Annotated in this window: 15 protein-coding genes and 1 tRNA gene; 9 read left to right on the forward strand and 7 right to left on the reverse strand. The window is 72.4% G+C overall.

The window, feature by feature from the left end; all coding sequences use genetic code 11:
• Positions 1 to 133 precede the first annotated feature (133 nt).
• Entirely contained in the window at positions 134 to 1,117 is a 984-nt protein-coding gene (locus tag D1350_RS22015; RefSeq protein ID WP_125778249.1) for an acetylxylan esterase, read from the reverse strand.
• Positions 1,118 to 1,178: 61 nt separating this feature from the next.
• On the opposite strand from D1350_RS22015, the gene D1350_RS22020 reads away from it, so the two are divergent.
• Complete coding sequence (locus D1350_RS22020) at positions 1,179 to 3,131, forward strand: ABC-F family ATP-binding cassette domain-containing protein (protein ID WP_125778204.1); 1,953 nt, start codon at positions 1,179 to 1,181, stop codon at positions 3,129 to 3,131.
• Positions 3,132 to 3,180: 49 nt separating this feature from the next.
• On the opposite strand, the gene D1350_RS22025 is transcribed toward D1350_RS22020, so the two are convergent.
• The 3 genes from D1350_RS22025 to D1350_RS22035 are packed head-to-tail and all read right to left on the reverse strand — an operon-like array spanning position 3,181 to position 5,059.
• A complete protein-coding gene (locus D1350_RS22025; RefSeq protein WP_125778205.1) occupies positions 3,181 to 3,627 on the reverse strand; it encodes a DUF6623 family protein in 447 nt (148 codons plus the stop codon).
• Between the two features lie 17 nt (positions 3,628 to 3,644).
• Entirely contained in the window at positions 3,645 to 4,085 is a 441-nt protein-coding gene (locus D1350_RS22030) for a hypothetical protein (RefSeq protein WP_125778206.1), read from the reverse strand.
• Positions 4,086 to 4,102: 17 nt separating this feature from the next.
• On the reverse strand, positions 4,103 to 5,059 hold the full coding sequence (locus tag D1350_RS22035; protein WP_338068198.1) for a DUF6623 family protein: 957 nt from the start codon (positions 5,057 to 5,059) through the stop codon (positions 4,103 to 4,105).
• Positions 5,060 to 5,223: 164 nt separating this feature from the next.
• On the opposite strand from D1350_RS22035, the gene D1350_RS22040 reads away from it, so the two are divergent.
• The 4 genes from D1350_RS22040 to D1350_RS22055 all read left to right on the forward strand — a co-directional run bounded on the left by D1350_RS22040 (position 5,224) and on the right by D1350_RS22055 (position 8,393).
• Entirely contained in the window at positions 5,224 to 5,685 is a 462-nt protein-coding gene (locus D1350_RS22040) for an Lrp/AsnC family transcriptional regulator (RefSeq protein WP_420807832.1), read from the forward strand.
• Between the two features lie 51 nt (positions 5,686 to 5,736).
• Positions 5,737 to 7,062: an L-lysine 6-transaminase gene (gene lat, locus D1350_RS22045; RefSeq protein ID WP_125778209.1), complete on the forward strand. Its 1,326-nt coding sequence runs from the start codon at positions 5,737 to 5,739 to the stop codon at positions 7,060 to 7,062.
• An 87-nt stretch (positions 7,063 to 7,149) separates the two neighbouring features.
• The gene (locus D1350_RS22050; RefSeq protein ID WP_125778210.1) at positions 7,150 to 7,701 is read left to right on the forward strand and encodes a hypothetical protein; all 552 of its coding nucleotides are present in this window, start codon (positions 7,150 to 7,152) and stop codon (positions 7,699 to 7,701) included.
• A complete protein-coding gene (locus D1350_RS22055; protein ID WP_125778211.1) occupies positions 7,698 to 8,393 on the forward strand; it encodes a hypothetical protein in 696 nt (231 codons plus the stop codon). Before D1350_RS22050 ends, D1350_RS22055 begins: the two co-directional genes overlap by 4 nt.
• Here the strand turns inward: D1350_RS22055 and D1350_RS22060 are convergent.
• Positions 8,377 to 9,600 carry an MFS transporter gene (locus tag D1350_RS22060; RefSeq protein ID WP_125778212.1) on the reverse strand — a complete coding sequence of 408 codons (1,224 nt, stop codon included), beginning with the start codon at positions 9,598 to 9,600 and terminating at the stop codon, positions 8,377 to 8,379. The genes D1350_RS22055 and D1350_RS22060 overlap by 17 nt on opposite strands.
• A 195-nt stretch (positions 9,601 to 9,795) precedes the next feature.
• The gene (locus tag D1350_RS22065) at positions 9,796 to 10,302 is read right to left on the reverse strand and encodes a MarR family winged helix-turn-helix transcriptional regulator (RefSeq protein ID WP_125778213.1); all 507 of its coding nucleotides are present in this window, start codon (positions 10,300 to 10,302) and stop codon (positions 9,796 to 9,798) included.
• Between the two features lie 84 nt (positions 10,303 to 10,386).
• On the opposite strand from D1350_RS22065, the gene D1350_RS22070 reads away from it, so the two are divergent.
• Positions 10,387 to 11,616 carry a hypothetical protein gene (locus tag D1350_RS22070; RefSeq protein WP_125778214.1) on the forward strand — a complete coding sequence of 410 codons (1,230 nt, stop codon included), beginning with the start codon at positions 10,387 to 10,389 and terminating at the stop codon, positions 11,614 to 11,616.
• Between the two features lie 11 nt (positions 11,617 to 11,627).
• On the opposite strand, the gene D1350_RS22075 is transcribed toward D1350_RS22070, so the two are convergent.
• Entirely contained in the window at positions 11,628 to 12,224 is a 597-nt protein-coding gene (locus D1350_RS22075; protein ID WP_125778250.1) for a TetR/AcrR family transcriptional regulator, read from the reverse strand.
• A gap of 207 nt (positions 12,225 to 12,431) precedes the next feature.
• Here D1350_RS22075 and D1350_RS22080 point away from each other — a divergent pair.
• The 3 genes from D1350_RS22080 (at position 12,432) to D1350_RS22090 (ending at position 14,989) form a co-directional block, all read left to right on the forward strand.
• Positions 12,432 to 12,503 (forward strand) — tRNA-Gln (locus D1350_RS22080).
• A gap of 105 nt (positions 12,504 to 12,608) precedes the next feature.
• Complete coding sequence (gene glmU, locus D1350_RS22085; protein ID WP_240644287.1) at positions 12,609 to 14,006, forward strand: bifunctional UDP-N-acetylglucosamine diphosphorylase/glucosamine-1-phosphate N-acetyltransferase GlmU; 1,398 nt, start codon at positions 12,609 to 12,611, stop codon at positions 14,004 to 14,006.
• A complete protein-coding gene (locus D1350_RS22090) occupies positions 14,006 to 14,989 on the forward strand; it encodes a ribose-phosphate diphosphokinase (protein ID WP_125778216.1) in 984 nt (327 codons plus the stop codon). Before glmU ends, D1350_RS22090 begins: the two co-directional genes overlap by 1 nt.
• Positions 14,990 to 15,100 lie beyond the last annotated feature (111 nt).

The following is a 15,100-nucleotide window of genomic DNA, read 5'->3' on the forward strand; positions in this document are numbered from 1 at the left end:
GCGGGCGCAGGTGCGCGCGGGTGAAGCCTTGCGCAGAGAGTAGCGCCGCTCGCTACGGGAACACACGTGCGGCTCCCGTACGGACGAAGTCACTATCTCGCCTGCGGGGTGGGGTGGGGCTTGCCGGGGCAGGTCAGGCCAGGTGCTTCGCGAGCCAGCCCACGTGCCGGGGGAACCGGTAGCCCTCGCCGCCCTCGTGCCCGTTGTACGGGTAGACGTCGATCTCCTTCTCCACCCCGCCCGCACGCTCGCCCCACGCGTTGTAGGCGGCGTAGACCGTGGACGGCGGGCACACCGCGTCCATCAGCGCCGTGGAGAACAGGGCGGCTGCCCGCGCCCGGCGGGCGAACGAGACACCGTCCAGGTACGAGAACGTGTGCCACACCGCGTCCTCGTGGGTGCGGTGCACGTGCAGGTACTGCGTGATCTCGCCGTAGGGGAAGGCGTCGGAGACCTGCACGGCGCGGCGGTAGTGGCAGAGGAAGGGCACGTCGGGCATCGCGGCCACCAGGTCCGGGACCAGCCCCGACACCGCGACGGCGATGCCGCCACCCTGTGACCCGCCCGTGACGGCCACCTTCGAGGCGTCGATCCCGTCGATGGCACGGACGGCGTCGACCGCCCGGACGCCGTCGGTGAAGACCCGCCGGTAATAGTGGTCGTGCGGGTCCAGCACGCCCCGCGTCATGAAGCCGGGCGACGACGGACCGGTGCCCACCGGGTCCGGCGTGTCGCCGCCCGTGCCCCAGGCCGACCCCTGCCCGCGGGTGTCCATGACGAGGTGCGCGTAGCCGGCTGCCGCGGCGCCGAGCCGCTCGTGGGGGAGGCCCCGCCCGCCGCCATAGCCCACGAACTCGACCACGGCGGGCAGCGGGCCCTCGGCGTGCGCGGGCCGGGTCAGCCACGCCTTGATCGGATGCCCACCGAAGCCGGGGAACGTCACGTCGTCGACGACGATCTCGGTGAGCCCCGTGTCCACGCGCTCCACGACGGGCGCGCCGCCCGCCGCCCGTGCCTCGGTGAGGGTGCTGCTCCAGAAGTCGTCGAAGTCGGCGGGTTCGTCGATCTGGGGGGAGTAGGTCTCGAGCTCGGCGAGCGGGAGGTCGAACTGGGCCACGGGTTCCTCCGGGTGGGTCTGCACTGACGGCCAGAGCGTAGCGGCCAACTACCCTGGGGGCGTGGCACATCTCCTCGGTGCGGACGGCATCACGCTCGCCGTCGGCACACGCACCCTCCTCCGCGACGTCTCCCTCGGCCTCGACGACGGCGACCGGATCGGCGTGGTGGGGCCCAACGGCGCCGGCAAGTCGACGCTCCTTCGTCTCCTCGCCGGTACCACCACGCCCGACGACGGTCGGGTCACCCGGGTGGGCGGCTCCACCGTGGGCATGCTCGACCAGCGCGACGAGCTGCCTCCCGGGGCGAGCATCCTCGACCTCGTGCACGGCGACGCCGAGACGCACGCCTGGGCCTCGGACGCCCGGGTCCGCGCCGTCCACGAGGGCCTCCTCGCCGACCTCGAGCTCGACGCGCCCGCGACCGAGCTGTCGGGCGGCCAGCGCCGCCGGGTGGCGCTCGCGGCCCTCCTGGTCCAGGACCCGGACGTGCTGCTGCTCGACGAGCCCACGAACCATCTCGACGTCGAGGGCGTGGCCTGGCTCGCCGCTCACCTCACCGAGCGCTACGGCAGGCCCGGCGCCCGCGGGGCTGTCGTGGTCGTGACGCACGACCGGTGGTTCCTCGACGCGGTCTGCACGCGGACCTGGGAGGTGCGCGGCGACGAGACGGGTGACGTCGACGGCTACGAGGGCGGCTACGCGGCGTACATCCTGGCGCGCGCCGAGCGGTCGCGGCAGGCGCAGACCGCCTCCGAGAAGCGTGACAACCTGCTCCGCAAGGAGCTCGCCTGGCTGCGCCGGGGCGCCCCGGCACGCACGTCGAAGCCCAAGTTCCGGCTGGACGCGGCGTCGGCGCTCATCGCGGACGAGCCGCCGCCGCGCGACTCGCTCGAGCTGACGCGCATGGCGACCCGGCGGCTCGGCAAGGACGTGCTGGACCTCGAGGACGTGACGGTCACGGTGGGCGGCGACGGCCAGCCCGAGCGCACGCTGCTCGACAACGTGACGTGGCGGCTCGGCCCGGGCGACCGGTACGGCGTGATCGGCGTGAACGGCGCCGGCAAGACGACGCTGCTGGCGCTCCTCGCGGGTCGTCGCGCCCCGGACGGCGGGCGCGTGCGCCGCGGCAAGACGATCCATGTCGCGGAGCTGAGCCAGGACGTGGCCGAGCTCGACGAGCTGGGCGACCTCACCGCCGTCGAGGTGGTGGAGCAGGAGAAGGGCCGCGTCGTGGTGGGCGGCAAGGAGCTCACCGCCGCCCAGCTCACGGAGAAGCTCGGCTTCACGCGCGACCGCGCGTACACGCTGACGCGGGACCTGTCCGGTGGCGAGCGCCGCCGCCTCCAGCTCCTGCGCCTGCTCGTCGCCGAGCCCAACGTGCTGCTCCTGGACGAGCCGACGAACGACCTCGACACGGACACGCTCGCCGCGCTCGAGGACCTCCTCGACGGCTGGCCGGGCACCCTGATCGTCGTGTCCCACGACCGGTACCTCCTGGAGCGCGTCGCCGACCGCCAGGTCGCCCTCCTGGGCGACGGCGCCCTGCGCGACCTGCCCGGGGGCGTCGAGGAGTACCTCGCGCTGCGGCGCGCCGCGGCCTCGACCGGGTCGTCGGCCCTCCGGGCCCCCGCCCCGGGCAGGACGGGTACGGGAGGCGAGCGACCGGCGCCCTCACCCCACGAAGTGTCCTCGCTCCGCTCCGGTACTTCGCGGGGGCCCCGAGGTTCGGGCACCGGCAGCGGGACGACGGCGGACCGGGCGCCCGTCGGGGGGACCGCGCCCGCCCCGGCGGCGAGCCAGGGGGAGCTGCGCGCCGCGCGGAAGGAGCTGGCGCGGATCGAGCGGCGCCTGTCGCGCATCGCCGAGGAGGAGAAGACGCTGCACGACGCGATCGCGGCCCAGGCCACCGACTACACGGCGGTGGCGGGGCTGGACGGGAAGCTGCGCGACCTCGCCGCCGAGAAGGAAGAGCTGGAGCTGGCGTGGCTGGAGGCGGCTGAGACAGCCGGCTGAGACACGGACAGGGCCGCCGTGGCGGAGCGACGCCACGGCGGCCCTGTCGTCACGGGAAGAAGTCGACTCCCGCGGAGGCGAGCTCGAGCGTGTTCGCCGCGTCGGTGGTCCCCGTGAAGGAGACGCCGACGGTGACGCCCACGCCCCAGCGCACCTCGGGACGGCCTGGGACGGCCCAGCGGAGCATCTGCCAGGTGGTGGGGGCGACGGAGAGGCTGTCGTGGGAAGCGATCTTGCGCTCCCCGTCGAAGACGTGGACATTGGTGATCTTGGCGCCGGCGCCCGCGGACTTGAGCCGCACGAGGGCGGAGTCGACGGTGAGCCGGTTGTCGTCCACGATGACGGGCGTGGGGATGCCGAAGTGGAACCAGTTCGTGGTCCCGCGGCGTCCGACGGTCCGGATGAAGAAGCCTGCGCGCCACTCGCTGACGAGCGCCGCGGGGTTCTCCACGACCATCGAGTGGCCGTGGGACCACATCGCGTGGTTGATGGGCATGGCGGTTTCCTTCCTGGTCAGCCGAGCCGGCGGAGGGTGTCCGCCGACAGGTCCCGGACGACGTCGGACGGGCTGGAGGAGCTGAGCCGGCGAAGTCGGTCGGTGAGTGCGGGCGAGAGCTCGCCCTCGAGGGCGCGGATGGCGAGCTTGTCGACGGCGGCGTCGCCGCGGCCCACCAGCTTCTCCGCGATGTGCGCCCGGGCGGGCGCCGGAAGGTTGGCGAGCGCCGACGCCGACGCCGCCTGCAGGATCGGGTCGGTGGCGTCGGCCGCCTCGGCGACGACGTCGGAACCGCCCAGGAGGCTTGCGAGGTAGATCGCCTTGCTGGCGCGCATCGGGTCGTCGTCGTGCGCCAGCTCGGTCACCATCGGGAGGTCGGCCGCGGTGAGCTGCGGCGCGATGCGGGAGTACTGCGTCTCGTCGGCGTCCAGGAGCCGGCGGAGCTCGTCCGGTGTCATGGCAGGTCCTTTCTGGCTCATGGGCCCTGGGTCAGGGCGCTGGCGAGCATGGTCGTGACCTCGGTGCCGACCAGGTCGGGCGGGGGGTTCGTGATGTTGTTGGTGCCGCCTCCCATCATCAGACGGTCGGTCGGCGTGACGTGGCGGAGGCCGAGCACGTGCCCCACCTCGTGGGCGAGGGTCCACCGGCTCGCACCGGACGCCACGACCGCGCCGGGACGACCGGCAGGGTGGGCGGCGCAGCCGTTCGTGGGCGGGTTGGTCGCGCGGACGAAGTAGACGACGACGTCGTTGGCGCCCGCGCTGTTGCGGTTGCCGTACAGCGTCGTCTGCTCCGCCGTGGGCGTCTGGCCCATGTTGCACTCGCCGATGTCGACGATGTCGAGCGCGGGCAGGTTGAGCGTCTGGTCGGACGCCCGGACCACGCGGATGCCTGCGGGCTCGTAGACCTGGCGCATGGCGGCGATCATCTGGTCGATGGTGAACCGGGTGGGCGCCGTCAGGGTCTTGACGTGCAGCCGGATGGTCTGGACCAGGGTCAGGTCGACCCCGGCGGACGCGATCTCGATCGTGTTCTCGGCGTTGGTGGTGCCGTCGAACCGGACGCCGAGCGTGACCCCGAGGCCTTCCCAGACGTCCGGACGCCCGGGGACGTCGAACCGCTCCATGCCGAAGGCGCTGGGCGAGAGCGACAGACCGTCGTACGCAGCGATGCGCCGGGTGCCGTCGAAGACGTGGACGTTGGTGATCTTCGCGCGGGGAGAACCGGTCCGCAGCCGCACCAGCGCGGAGTGGACCATCTGGCGCTTGTCGTCCACGATGACCGGGGTAGGAACCGGCAGGTGCAGCCAGTTCGTGGTGCTCGGCCGGCCCACCAGGCGGGCAAAGAACCCGGCCCGCCAGACCTGTGCCATACGTTCAGGGTTCTCGACCCGTACTTGATGGCCGTGGACCCACATGGCGTGTGTCAGCATCTTGTTCCTCCAAGCCTCGTGTGCTCGGGTGTGGGCGGGTGCCCACACCTGGAACGAGGACCGGCGACACGCCGACGGGACGCGCCGGAAGGGTGAAACAGCGAGGCGGATGCGGGTGAAGCGGCGGGTGAATCGGCCGGGCCGCTCGGAAAGGACAAGAGATGCTGGACGACGAGGTGGACCGCGCGATCGTTCGCGCGCTGCGTGAGGACGGGCGCACCACGCTCGCGCAGCTGTCGGAGGTGTCGGGGCTGTCGCTCTCCGCCGTCCAGGTGCGCGTGCGCAAGCTGGAGGCTCGCGGCGTCATCACCGGGTACCGGGCGGTGGTGGACCCCGAGTCCGTGGGCCTGCCGCTCACGGCGTTCGTGGAGGTGACCCCCTTCGACCAGTCGCAGGAGGACGACTCCCCGGAGCGGCTGCGCGACCTTCCCGGGATCGAGGCCTGCTACTCGGTGGCGGGCAACGCCAACTACATGCTGCTGGTGCGGGTCGCCTCGCCGCGGGCACTGGAGGAGCTCCTGGGCCAGATCCGGCGCGCGGCGTCGGTCTACACGCGGTCCACGGTGGTGCTGCAGACGTACTTCGAGGGGCGTCCGGTCGCGGCCCCAGGGGACCCTGACAAGTAGATTTCCGCTCGGGTGTTGTCAGGACAGGAAGTTCTCCCATAACGTGCGGCTATGGCCGCTACTGTTTCCGTCACCCCCGCTGACGTCCTCGACACCCTCCGGGAGCACCTCCTCGTGGACGGGTTCGACCTCGTGCTGGACCTCGAGAAGTCTCGCGGGTCCCTCCTGGTCGACGCCCGGGACGGCCGCGAGTGGACCGACCTGTTCACCTTCTTCGCGTCCAACGCCCTCGGCATGAACCACCCGGCGCTCACCGACGACGCCACCTTCCGCACCGAGCTGCTCACCGCCGCGCTCAACAAGCCGTCCAGCTCCGACGTGTACACGGTGGAGCAGGCCCGGTTCGTCGCCACGTTCGAGCGGGTGCTCGGCGACCCCGCCCTGCCCCACCTCTTCCTCATCGACGGCGGGGCGCTCGCCGTCGAGAACGCCCTCAAGGTGGCGTTCGACTGGAAGTCGCGCCTCAACGAGTCCCGCGGCCTGTCGCCGGAGCTCGGCACCAAGGTGCTGCACCTCGAGCACGCGTTCCACGGCCGCTCCGGCTACACGATGTCGCTGACCAACACCGAGCCGGGCAAGGTCGCCCGGTTCCCCAAGCACGACTGGCCCCGCATCCCCGCGCCGTACACGGGCACGCACCGGGACGGGACGCCGCGCGACGTGGACGCCCTGGAGGCGGAGTCGCTCGCCGCCGCGCGGGCCGCGTTCGAGACGTACCCGCACGACATCGCGTGCTTCATCATGGAGCCCGTCCAGGGCGAGGGCGGCGACCACCACTTCCGGCCGTCGTTCCTGCGGGGCATGCAGGACCTGTGCCGCGAGTTCGACGCGCTGCTCGTCATGGACGAGGTGCAGACCGGGGCCGGGATCACGGGCACCGCGTGGGCGTACCAGCAGCTGGGCGTGCAGCCCGACGTCGTGGCGTTCGGCAAGAAGACGCAGGTCTGCGGCGTCATGGCCGGCGGGCGCGTCGACGAGGTGCCGGACAACGTGTTCGCCGTCTCCTCCCGCATCAACTCCACCTGGGGCGGCAACCTCACCGACATGGTGCGGTCGCGCCGCATCCTCGAGGTGTACGAGGCCGAGGGCCTGATCGCCCGGGCCGCCGAGCAGGGCGCCTACCTGCTCGGCCGGCTCGCCGAGCTCGCCGGGCGGTACCCCGCCGTGACCGACGTGCGGGGCCGGGGCCTCATGTGCGCCGTGACGCTGCCGTCGCGCGAGGTGCGGGACGCGGTGCTCGCGGGCCTGGTGGAGCGCGGGATCCTCATGCTGGGCTGCGGCGAGCGCTCGGTGCGGTTCCGGCCGGCGCTGACCGTGGACCGCGAGACCCTCGACCGCGGCGTCACGGCCCTCGACGAGGTGCTGGCCGCCCTCTGACGGTCCGGTTGCCGCCGTTCCAGGCGTTCCGCCGGATACGACCGGATTGGTACGCTCACCACCGCCGACGAAGAGCGGAGGTGCGGCGTGGCGGACGGCGGCAGCAAGCCCTGGGTGCACTTCGTCGGGATCGGCGTGGGTGTGGCCCTCGTGGCGTACCTGGTGTCGTTCAGCGACGAGGTCCGGTACGCGTGGACGGATCGCGACCGGGTCGGCACGTGCGAGAACCGGACGTCCGACGAGCAGGGCGGCGAGGTCCTCGCGCTCCAGAGCATCCTCGCGGCGACCACGGGCTTCACGCCCGCGGACAGCCGCTGGGACAAGGGCACGGAGACGGCGACCCTCGCCCTGCAGGGCTGGACCGGGCTGGACCCGAACGGCTGCGTCGAGGACAGCACATGGGTCACGATGCGGGTGCTCGCGGTCCCGATCTGCGCCCCCGGGCGGGACTGCGGCGGTCCCGACCACCGGGTCCGGTTCCCCGGCACCGAGGGGGACCCTCGGGAGGCGTGGTTCGCGCACGACGAGTGCGACTGGGGGACGTACGCGTTCCCCGGCGTCGTGGCGTCGCCCGTGTCGTCCGGAGCCGTCTACGCCTTCGGGGAGGACGACCTCGTCGCGCTCAGGTGCGACCGATGACGTCCGTGGTGACGCACAACCCCCGCTCGCACCGCCGTCTTCCGCGGCCCGAGCTGATGATCGGGATCGGGGTGGGCCTCATCGTCGTGCTGCTCGTCGTGGTGGTGATCATGAGCGTCCAGGCCCTGGGCGACGACGAGCCGGTGGTGCGGACCGACGCCTCGGCGCTCACCGACGGCACCTGTGCCGAGGGCCTGGCGCAGCCCACATGGGTGCCGGCGGCGGTCCTCGACGCCACGGTGGAGTGCCCGGACGAGATCGCCAGCCGCATCGGCTACCTGTCGGCCACGGACCGGCTGGGCACCTGGGTGGTGTACTCCCTCGACGGCGTCGAGAACGCCGAGGCGCTGCCCGGCGACCCGGCCGACCGCTGGTCCCGGGCCGACGCCGAAGCGGGCGCGATCCACCCGGCCACGACGATCGTCTTCGTCGTCTACCCGGGAGCGACGGAGATCTCCGAGAAGCTCCGGGGCCAGAACCTCATCATCTCCGACACGGACCTCGGGGAGGGCCGCACGGCCCGCCTCACCCGCGTCGACAACAACGGCTACGGCCCGGTCCGCCTCGAGTGGGCCGACGACGACGGCTCCTACCTGCTCCTCAGCGTCGTCGGGCGCACGGCGGACGGCCGCAGCGGGCCCACCGTCGAGGAGCTCGTCCGCATGGCCGAGAGCGTCAACCCCGAGCGGTAGCGGGCGGCCGGCGCCGGGCGGTGGCCACGATCATGGCGGCCGCCATCGTGGTCAGGGCGCCGAGCACCACCAGGAGCGGTGCGTCCCACCCGTGGGTGGCGGCGTGCACGGCGCCGAGGACCGAGGGCCCCGTCGCGGCGCACGCGTAGCCGACGAGCTGGACGGTGGCCGCCGTCCGCCGCGCCTGCGCCGGGTTGTCCGTGCGCTGCGCCACGAGTGTGAAGATCACCGCGAAGTTGCCGCCCTGGGCCACGCCGGCGAGCGAGCACCAGAGCGCCCACGCCTCCGGGGCCAGGAGGAGGCCCACCGGCAGCGACAGCCACATCGCGGCCATCGCGACGGCCACGCCCCGCATCGGGACGCGGGTCGCCAGCGCGGCCGGGACGGCCACGCCGCCCAGGATCGCCAGCGCCTGGAACAGCGACGCCGCCCCGCCCGCGGCGGCCGGGTCGATCGAGAGCAGGTCGCCGAGGAGGTCGGGCAGCCAGCCGGTCACGGCGAAGTACGAGAAGGCCTGGCCGCAGAACGCGGCGGCCAGCACCCAGGTGATGGCCCGCCGCAGCACGCTGCCCGACGCCGGTGCGTCCGACGGCGACGCGACCGCCCGGGGCGCGCGACCGGCGTCGGGCAGCCTGCGGCTCACCACCAGCCACCAGACCAGGGCGACCACTGCCAGGACCGACCAGGAGGCGAGCGCGCCCTGCCACCCGAGCAGGGCGGCGAGCGGGACGGTGAGCGTGGTGGTGAAGACTGAGCCGAGGTTCAGCGACGACGTGTACAGGCCGGTGGCGAGAGCGGCGCGGCGCTTGAAGTCGCGCGCGACGATGACGGGGACCGCGACGTTGCCGATGGTGATCGCCGCGCCGATCACGACGGTGCCGGAGAACGCCGCGACCGCGCCGGGCGTCCCCGTGCCCACGGAGCGCAGGAGTGTTCCGGCGAGAACGCCCACCAGGGCGACCGTCACCGCACGGTAGGGGCCTACGCGGGCGATCAGCGCGGACGCCGCAGGGGCCACGACGGCGAAGCACAGCACGGGCAGGCCGGTCAGGAGCCCGGCCATGGCCGGGTCGAGATGGAGCGCGGCGGCCACGTCGGTGACCACGGGCGGCACCGCAGTCACGGGGGCGCGCAGGTTGAGCGCGAAGACGAGGACGGCGCCCAGGAGGGCGGCTGAGCCGACTGCGCGGCGGGGGAAGGAGCTCACGATGCTGCCATTGTGCGCCAGCGGGCCGGATCGATTCGACCCTGCCCGCGCGCATCACGTCGGGCGCGAATGTCTGTGCCCGCGCACATCACTTCGGCAGTTCGTCGTCGGATCGGCACTTTGAACTGCCGATTCGACGACGAACTGCCGAAGCAAAGTGCCGAATCGAGGCGCCCCGACCGCGTGCAGCGATCCTCACTCGTCGAACTGGGCCACGACCGTGCGCAGCAGGTCCGCGAGCTGCGGCCGCTCGCTCGGCTTGAGCGCCGTGAGGACCTGAGACTCGACGTCGAGCAGGTCACTCATGGCGGCGTCCACCCGGGCGAGGCCCGTGGCGGTCAGGTGAACCACGATGCCGCGGCGGTCGTCGGGGGAGCGGTGCCGCTCCACGAAGCCGCGCGACTCGAGCCGGTCGATCCGGTTGGTCATGGTGCCGCTGGTGACGAGCGTCTGCGTGACGAGCGCCCCCGGCGACAGGCGGTACGGGTCGCCGGCGCGGCGCAGGGCCGACAGCACGTCGAACTCCCACGTCTCCAGGCTGTGCCGGGCGAACGCGCCACGGCGCGCGAGGTCCAGGTGCCTGGCCAGGCGCGACACGCGGCTGAACACTGTCAGCGGCTCCAGGTCCAGGTCCGGCCGCGCGTCCTTCCAGGCCGCGACGATGCGGTCGACCTCGTCGGGATGAGCGGTCTCGTGCTCCATGGCGTGAGCCTACCGCGACTGTCTCGACGTCAAGAGTCTTGATGGCTAGGGCCGGGCCCGCTGAGGGGCAACTAGCATCGGAGCATGTCAGACAAAGGGGGCGGGGATCCGGGGCAGAGCGAGAACGTCTCGGAGGAGGACAGGCGGCTGTGGGCGGCGGTGGAGGCCGCGCAGATGGAGCTCAGCCGGGCCCACCGTGACTTCTTCGAGCATGTCGGGGCCGGCGCGCGGCGCGAGATCCTCGCCGAGCGGCTGACGGTCAAGTTCAACCGGTCTGCCCTCGACTTCCTCGACGGCGTGTCCGACGATGTGCCTGACTTGCTGGACGAGCTTGTCGTCGCCGTGGGGATGGCGTGGGGGCGCAAGGCGGTGTACGCGCTCTGGCGCCGCCGCTGGATGATCCGGCCCGAGGTGCGCTCGATCATCGCCCGGGACCTTGCGACCAGCGACTACGAGAGCGACTTCGCCGAGCTGGGTGCCCTGCTCTACGAGCTGCGCGACTTCGACGGGTTGCGTGCCGTGATCCGGCTGGCCAGGGAGCGCGAGGACCCAGAGTTCGACGAGGTCGCCGACGGACTCGACGAGCTTCTCGACGTCAGTGATCCGCGACCCCAGGACCACACCGACCCCGCCGTGATCCTCCGGACACCCCGCGAGCCCTGGTGGGACTACCTGCGGGAGCTCGCCGACGAGCTCCTCGACCGGCCGCTCGAGCCGGAGGACGGGTTCACGGCCGACGAGCTCGACGCCGCCGAGGCGGCGCTGGGCGTGACGCTCCCGGTGGCGCTGCGTGAGGCGTACTCCTTGTTCGGTCGCCGACGCGAGCTCACGACCGTGCAGGACCAGTTCCTGCCGCCGCAGGACCTGCGGGTCGAGGCGGGGGTGCTCGTCTACCGGGTCGAGACCGAAGGGAACCTCGCCTGGGGGGTCCGTGCGGAAGACCTCAAGACCGACGACCCACCGGTGGTGCGAGTGTCCCGGGGCTCCACGACGGCGCCGCAGCCCTGGGCGGCCACGGTGACCGACGACGTGGTCCGGGCCGCCCTGGCCGAGCTGGTGCAGCCGGACGGCACCGGGACCACCGCCTGGACGGACACCTTCGACCAGGGTTTCGAGCGGCTGAAGGCCTCGACGATGCAGGCGTCCGCCCCGAGACTGATCGGTGAGGGCGACGGCCGCACCTGGCGACGCAGCGGCACCCCGCTCTACCTGCTCGGGCCAGGGCAGATCGTCCGGGTCCGGGCGGCGACGCCAGAGATGCTCGCCTGGGTGCTCGACGTCCATCCCGGGGCGTGGAGGACCGAGCTGGACTGACCGGCCGCGGCCTACGGCTTGGTGAGGATCGGCTTCTTCTCCATGTTGGAGAGGCCGTTCCACGCCAGGTTCACCAGGTGCGCGGCCACGTCCGCCTTGCGCGGGCTCCGCGCGTCCAGCCAGTACTGGCCCGTCAGGGCGATCATCCCGACGAGCATCTGCGCGTACAGCGGCGCGGTGCTCGTCGGTAGGCCGTTGGACTTGAACTGGTCGATGAGGATCTGCTCCACCTGCGTGGCCACGTCGCCGATCAGGCTCGAGAAGGTGCCGGTCGCCTGCGCCACGGGGGAGTCGCGCACCAGGATGCGGAAGCCGTCCTCCGAACGCTCGATGTAGTCGAGCAGCGCGAGCGCCGTCCGCTCCAGCAGCACCTTGGGATGGCCGCCCGAGCCGAGGGCGCCGGACAGGGCCGCCGTGAGCCCCTGGACCTCCCGGTCCACGACCACCGCGTACACACCCTCCTTGCCACCGAAGTGTTCGTACACCACCGGCTTGGACACCTCGGCGCGCGTGGCGATCTCCTCGACGCTCGTCCCCTCGAAACCCTTCTCCGCGAACAGCCCGCGACTCACCGCGATGAGCTGCTCACGGCGCTGGCTGGCCGTCATGCGGGGGCGTGGTGTCTTGCGGGGGTCGGCGGCCATGGACCCATTCTGCCGTGCCCGCGTTTCCGGGGAGCGGTGGTCCATGTGGCGGGGACCACCCTCGGGTGCGTCCGGAATGCCCGCGACCGGCCCGAGGCACCCGGCGTGACCTGGCAGACTGTGAACGGACATGCGACGGTGGCGCCGCAGCGCAACTCCGGCGTGGTCCGGTCCGCCTTGGTGTAATCGGCAGCACAAGGGTTTTTGGTGCCCTTGGTCCAGGTTCGAATCCTGGGGGCGGAGCCTGCACGTCGTCGTCCGATCCGCCTCGTCCCCCGGAGCCACTACGTGACTGACACCCCCAAGCCTGCCGCTGTCGTCGTCCTCGCCGCCGGACAGGGCACCCGCATGCGGTCCGCACTGCCGAAGATGCTGCACCGGATCGGCGGGCGCAGCCTCGTGGGGCACGTCATCACCGCCGCCCGGGAGCTCGAGCCGCGGCGCCTCGCCGTCGTCGTCCGGCACGAGCGGGAGCTCGTCGCCGCGGCCGTGACCGAGCTCGAGCCGCGCGCCATCGTGGTGGACCAGGACGAGATCCCGGGCACCGGCCGCGCCGTCCAGTGCGCCGTCGAGGCGCTCGGCGACTCGATCGAGGGCGCCGTGATGGTGCTCGCGGGCGACATCCCCCTGCTCGACGGCGCCACGCTCGGCCGCCTGCTGGCCACGCACTCGGCCGACGGCAACGCCGTGACCGTCCTGACCACCGAGGTCGCCGACGCCACCGGCTACGGACGTATCGTGCGCGACGCCGCGGGCGACGTCGTCGCGATCGTCGAGCACAAGGACGCCACGCCCGAGCAGCGCGAGATCCGCGAGATCAACTCCTCCGTCTACGTCTTCGACGCCGCGGTGCTCCGCGCCGGGCTCGCGAGCCTCGGCACCGACAACGCGCAGGGCGAGGTCTACCTCACCGACGTCATCGCGTTCGCCCGCCAGGCCGGCGGGTCCGTCCGGGCCCTGGTCAGCGACGATCCCATGACCGTCGAGGGCGTCAACGACCGCGTGGCGCTCGCGGCGCTGGGCGCCGAGCTGAACCGCCGCGTGCTGGACCGCTGGATGCGGGCCGGCGTGACGATCGTCGACCCGCGTTCCGTGTGGATCGACGTGGACGTCGAGCTGGCCGAGGACGTCACGATCCTGCCGGGCGTGCAGCTGCACGGCGCCACGCGCGTCGAGACCGGCGCGACGATCGGCCCCGACACCACACTGACCGACGTCGAGGTGGGTGCGGGCGCCACCGTGGTGCGCACGCACGGCAACCTCGCGGTGATCGGCGAGGGCGCCTCGGTGGGCCCGTTCGCGTACCTCCGCGCCGGCACCAACCTGGGCCGCGACGGCAAGATCGGCACCTTCGTCGAGACCAAGAACGCCGAGATCGGCGAGGGCTCCAAGGTGCCGCACCTCTCCTACCTCGGCGACGCGACGGTCGGCGAGCACACGAACGTCGGCGCGGCGTCCGTCACCGTGAACTATGACGGCGAGAAGAAGCACCGCACGGTGATCGGCTCGCACGCGCGCACCGGGGCGGACAACATGTTCGTCGCACCCGTCACCGTCGGCGACGGCGCGTACACGGCGGCCGGCTCCGTCATCGTGAAGGACGTGCCGCCGGGCGCGCTCGGCGTGGGACGCGCCCAGCAGCGCAACATCGACGGCTGGGTCGCCCGACGGCGCCCCGGCAGCGCAGCAGACCGGGCCCAGGCCGCCGCCCAGGCAGCCGAGGCCGCCAAGGAAGGAAAGAACTGATGTCCAGCACTATCGTCGGCCCCGCGGGCCACCCCCTCGTCCTGGCCTCCGGCCGGGCCCACCCGGAGCTGGCGAAGGACGTCGCCAAGGAGCTGGGGATCGACCTGCTCCCGGTGACCGCGTACGACTTCGCGAACAGCGAGACGTACGTGCGGTTCGGCGAGTCGGTGCGCGGCGCCGACATCTTCCTGCTGCAGAGCCACACGCAGCCGATCAACCAGTGGATCTTCGAGCAGCTGCTCATGGTCGACGCCGCGAAGCGCGCGTCCGCGCACACCATCACCGCCGTGGCGCCGTTCTACGGCTACGCCCGTCAGGACAAGAAGAGCCGCGGCCGCGAGCCCATCTCGGCCCGCCTCGTGACCGACCTGCTGACAGCTGCGGGCGCCGACCGCATCATGAGCGTGGATCTGCACACCCCGCAGATCCAGGGCTTCTTCGACGGCCCCGTGGACCACCTGTGGGCCATGCCGATCCTCGTGGACTACGTCCGTACGCGGGTGGACCTGGAGAACGTGACGGTCGTGTCGCCCGACGCCGGCCGCATCCGCGTGGCCGAGATCTGGGCCAGCAAGCTCGGCGGTGGCCCGCTCGCCTTCGTGCACAAGACGCGCGACGTGACGCGCCCCAACTCGGCGGTGGCGAACCGCGTCGTCGGCGACGTCGAGGGCCGTGACTGCGTCCTGGTCGACGACCTGATCGACACCGGTGGCACCATCGCCGAGGCCGTGAAGGTCATCATGGGCGCGGGCGCCCGCTCCGTCATCGTCGCTGCCACGCACGGCGTGCTCTCCGGCCCGGCCCCGCAGCGCCTTGCTGAGTGCGGTGCGTCGGAGGTCGTGGTGACAGACACGCTGCCCATCGAGGAGAGCAAGCGTTTCCCGAGCCTGAAGGTGCTCTCGATCGCGCCGCTGATCGCCACGGCGATCAACGAGGTCGTCACGGACGGGTCGGTGACGTCGCTGTTCGACGGGAACAGCTGACACAGTCTCACCGGAGGTCCGCTGAGGACCAGGAGCGGGCGGCCCCGAGCACGGGGCCGCCCGCTCTGTCGTCTGCGGACGGTCGTGGTGCGGGTCGTGGTGTGGCCAAAA

The sequence above is a fragment of the Antribacter gilvus genome (genome assembly GCF_003946865.1).
Taxonomy (GTDB): Bacteria; Actinomycetota; Actinomycetes; order Actinomycetales; family Cellulomonadaceae; genus Antribacter; species Antribacter gilvus.

Coding starts and splice junctions, on each gene's coding strand:
- D1350_RS22025 (WP_125778205.1), bottom strand. CDS start 3,627: ATGCCCATCAACCACGCGATGTGGTCCCACGGCCACTCGATGGTCGTG.
- D1350_RS22030 (WP_125778206.1), bottom strand. CDS start 4,085: ATGACACCGGACGAGCTCCGCCGGCTCCTGGACGCCGACGAGACGCAG.
- D1350_RS22035 (WP_338068198.1), bottom strand. CDS start 5,059: ATGCTGACACACGCCATGTGGGTCCACGGCCATCAAGTACGGGTCGAG.
- lat (WP_125778209.1), top strand. CDS start 5,737: ATGGCCGCTACTGTTTCCGTCACCCCCGCTGACGTCCTCGACACCCTC.
- D1350_RS22055 (WP_125778211.1), top strand. CDS start 7,698: ATGACGTCCGTGGTGACGCACAACCCCCGCTCGCACCGCCGTCTTCCG.
- D1350_RS22065 (WP_125778213.1), bottom strand. CDS start 10,302: ATGGAGCACGAGACCGCTCATCCCGACGAGGTCGACCGCATCGTCGCG.
- D1350_RS22070 (WP_125778214.1), top strand. CDS start 10,387: ATGTCAGACAAAGGGGGCGGGGATCCGGGGCAGAGCGAGAACGTCTCG.
- D1350_RS22075 (WP_125778250.1), bottom strand. CDS start 12,224: ATGACGGCCAGCCAGCGCCGTGAGCAGCTCATCGCGGTGAGTCGCGGG.
- glmU (WP_240644287.1), top strand. CDS start 12,609: ATGCGGTCCGCACTGCCGAAGATGCTGCACCGGATCGGCGGGCGCAGC.
- D1350_RS22090 (WP_125778216.1), top strand. CDS start 14,006: ATGTCCAGCACTATCGTCGGCCCCGCGGGCCACCCCCTCGTCCTGGCC.